Here is a 3,261-nt window from a genome sequence, read left to right as displayed (position 1 = left end):
GTTCTACCCGACGCTCAGGCGGGCGGGCAAGCCGCAACCGCTCACGTCCACCGGGAACATCGGGAGAACGAAGGAAGACGGCGCGCGCCGCGGACTCGGTGGTGGCTATGTGCTCGGCGCGCGTCTCGCGTATCGCAGCCGCGCGGTGCGCGTGACGCTGCGTCCGGCAAACGCGGAGCAGGCGCACGACTTGTTGCCGGGCGCGCCGCTCTACGGCGAACTGATGGCTTTCCTGCGGCTTTACGTTGGCACGAAGACCGATGTGTTCCTGCGAATGGACGTGTCGTCCAGATTCGTCCCCGCGCCACGGATAGGCTCAGCGCCCGTCGGCCCGGCACCGCGGCTTGCGTGGACGACCGTACTGCCGTCGCAAACCGAGCAGCAAATGATGATTCCGCTGGGCTGTTATGAGGCGTTCCCCGCGCCGGCGCCCAATCCGCACCTTGATCTTGACCGCATTACCTGAATCCAGAGTACTTATGCCCCGACGCCTAACCTTTATCGCCCTCGCGTCCTGCCTGTTGCTGTCTGCCTGCGGCGCGTGGCAGGCCGTATCCGATACATCCACGAGCGCATATCACGCGGTGTTCTACAAGCAGGTCAAGGTGCTGAAAGTCGACCTGAGCGCACGCGCGTCGATCAACCCGGATGAGGCGAGCCGCCCTTGTTCGGTCTCAGTGCGGGTGTACCAGCTCAAAGACCGCAAGCTCTTTGACGCCGCATCGTACGAGGACTTGCTGAAGCGCGATAAGACCGTGCTCGCGCAGGATCTGCAGGCCAGTCTCGCGACCGTGATGAACCCGGGCGCGGCCGCAAGCCTGTCACAGCCGATGCAGTCCGACACGGAGTATGTGGCCATCGTCGCGTTCTACCGTGATCCGGGTTCTGACGGCACCTGGCGTCGTGTGATTGAGAAGAAGAAGCTTGTTGCGGATACGCCGCTGAAGCTTGAGCTCGTTGAGCACGAGCTGGTCGCCGCCGATGGGCTTGCTGGAACGAGGCGTGAGTGATGACAAGAGACTCCGCTTTGTTGAGCGACGCGCGAAGCCAACGGCACGGCGCTTTCGTTGTTTTGCATGTCTAAAGAAATACGTCGTCGACATCGACCTGAACCTGGCAATGACCCCGGGCTCCCAATGGTCTACTGGGTTGTAGACACCTATATCGCCAATTGGAAGATAGAGGACGACGTGAATGTACGACCGAGCACTATCGCGCCGAGAGGCGATTTAACGTTATTTCAATCTTTGAAGGCATCAGGCACGACAACGCGATAGCGCGAACCTACGTGATTAATTGCCTCGGCGAGTTCAAGAGGATCGGCAATAATCGCGATTCGACCGCTTGAACCTAAAAACGAGAGATCCAATGTCCGAAATGCAAGTGACTTCAACCGAGTCGAGAATCCGAAAGGCGCTTTGCCAACTACGTCTAAAGAAACTTGACGACGCAAAAAAAATGATCAAAGAGGTGATCGACAAGATCAACAATATCCAGTCAGACAGAACTCGCCATCGCTTTCAGAAGGTCCTAATGGAAAGGATCGAGGAAGAATGCATTTTGGCCGAGTTGATTGGTAGGCGTGCCACTTCTTGCCAGTGGCATTGCGGCTTTAATCATGAAGTATTCTGCAGAGGAGTTTTGTGAACTGGCGCGACCAAAAGGCTTGATGGCCGATCGCGATGCAAAATGACAGGTCAGCGACCGAGCTATGTATCGTGTCGGATGAAAAGCTGTAGCTTGAAATCGGGCATGCGGAATTAGCCGGGGTGGCGTGACCAAAATGTCCGCTCGCAAGCGCTGACGCCTCCCCGCGCCCAGCGCGGCACACTCAGGCTGCGCGCAAGGACGACATCAAACTTTATAGCGCTCTAGCACATCCTCGCCTAGTGTTAGCCCGTGTCCGGCCACATCCCGCGCCGTCAGCTTTCCACCTACAGCCACCGACCACCCCTCAAACAGAGGTTCAAGCAACGGAAAGTCTTCGAGCCACGTCACGTTTGGACAGGCGTAGCCCAAATGGACGAACAACCCCGGCAAGAAATGTGGCGACACTTCAACGCCGAACGCCTGAGCAACTCGGGAGACCTCCACCGCGGGAGTAAGTCCACCGATCATCGCGAGGTCAGGTTGGATTACGCTGCAGAAACCTTCCGCCAGAAACGGCAGTGCGCCCTTCACGCCTTGCAGGTGTTCGCCGAGTGCAGTCAGTCGTGGAAAGGCGCGAGCTATCGCGCGGTAACCCGCCACGTCATCGGAGGGCAACGGTTCTTCCACGAACAGATAGCCACACTCTCGCGCAGAGCCCATGAGTCGTTGAGCTTGCGACGCAGTGCATTTCTCGTTTGCATCGCACATCAGCTCCAATCCCGATGGCGCCGCGTCGCGAACCGCCTCCAGCACCGCCATTGCCGACCTTCCACCATTGATGCGCGGCTTGACGGCCTTGAATCCCGCCTCAGCGTGCATTCTCGTAACTTCCGCTGCCTCACCAGGACTTTGCGTCGCGTTGTATTTGCCACTGCCATAGACCGGAATTTCTCTCGCCGTACCGCCTAAGCTGACACCGAGAACTTCCCCGCGCTCCTTGGAATACGCATCCCAGCATGCGACATCGATTGCAGCCATCGCGATATTGTTTGGGCCCTGGCCGCTTCGGTTTAACGTCGCATGCATTCTTCGCCAGGTAGCCCCAGGATGGTCAAGCTTTGTATTGACGATGTCTGCTGCCAACAGCTCGGCTGAGGCGTAGGCGACCTTGCCGCTGCCGCCCAGGACGTACGAAAACCCCAAGCCACTTACTCCGGAGGCGAGCAAGAGTTCCGATATCAATACGTCTACGCTGGCGACGCCCGAGCCGCCCACAGGCGAGCGAAGTGGGAAATGCAGGAGATGATTCTTTATCTGCACGATTGTCATGTTTGGTCCTTGCCGCCTAAAAGCCCTAGAAGCTATCCCATTCGCCCGTCTCGGCGATCTGCGTCACCCTAGCGGGTCGCGGAGCGGGCCGCTTCGGAACTGGCGTGATGGAAACGCGGGTGCGCGCCGGAGCCACCGTCGTGTGTGTTTGCCCGACGGGACGGTTGGCGCGGGCGTCGCGCGAGGCGTCTAGTCTAAACATCGAAACCGCGGCTTTCAGATCGCTCGCCTGCGACTCGAGCGAGCCGGCGGCAGCCGCCGCCTCTTCGACCAACGCCGCGTTCTGCTGCGTGACTTCATCCATCTGCGTGATGGCCTGATTGACCTGGCTGATGCCCTTGC

At 59.1% G+C, this 3,261-nt stretch carries 3 protein-coding genes and 1 pseudogene; 2 read left to right on the top strand and 2 right to left on the bottom strand.

Annotated elements, in window-relative coordinates:
- Positions 1-466, top strand: a 466-nt coding sequence (locus WCA53_RS17300; RefSeq protein ID WP_423913005.1) for a type VI secretion system baseplate subunit TssG, incomplete at its 5' end; no start/stop codon positions are given.
- Between the two features lie 13 nt (positions 467-479).
- Positions 480-1,010: a type VI secretion system lipoprotein TssJ gene (tssJ, locus tag WCA53_RS17295; RefSeq protein ID WP_423913003.1), complete on the top strand. Its 531-nt coding sequence runs from the start codon at positions 480-482 to the stop codon at positions 1,008-1,010.
- Positions 1,011-1,854: 844 nt separating this feature from the next.
- On the opposite strand, the gene WCA53_RS17290 is transcribed toward tssJ, so the two are convergent.
- The gene (locus tag WCA53_RS17290) at positions 1,855-2,919 is read right to left on the bottom strand and encodes a mandelate racemase/muconate lactonizing enzyme family protein (RefSeq protein WP_423913000.1); all 1,065 of its coding nucleotides are present in this window, start codon (positions 2,917-2,919) and stop codon (positions 1,855-1,857) included.
- Positions 2,920-2,944: 25 nt separating this feature from the next.
- A pseudogene (locus WCA53_RS17285) lies at positions 2,945-3,261 on the bottom strand (methyl-accepting chemotaxis protein); the annotation flags it as partial.

Source organism: Caballeronia sp. (assembly GCF_049581465.1).
Taxonomy (GTDB): Bacteria; Pseudomonadota; Gammaproteobacteria; order Burkholderiales; family Burkholderiaceae; genus Caballeronia.
This window is presented reverse-complemented; position numbering and strand designations above follow the sequence as displayed.

Excerpts from the sequence above, each read along its gene's own strand:
- tssJ (WP_423913003.1), top strand. The coding sequence starts at position 480 with ATGCCCCGACGCCTAACCTTTATCGCCCTCGCGTCCTGCCTGTTGCTG.
- WCA53_RS17290 (WP_423913000.1), bottom strand. The coding sequence starts at position 2,919 with ATGACAATCGTGCAGATAAAGAATCATCTCCTGCATTTCCCACTTCGC.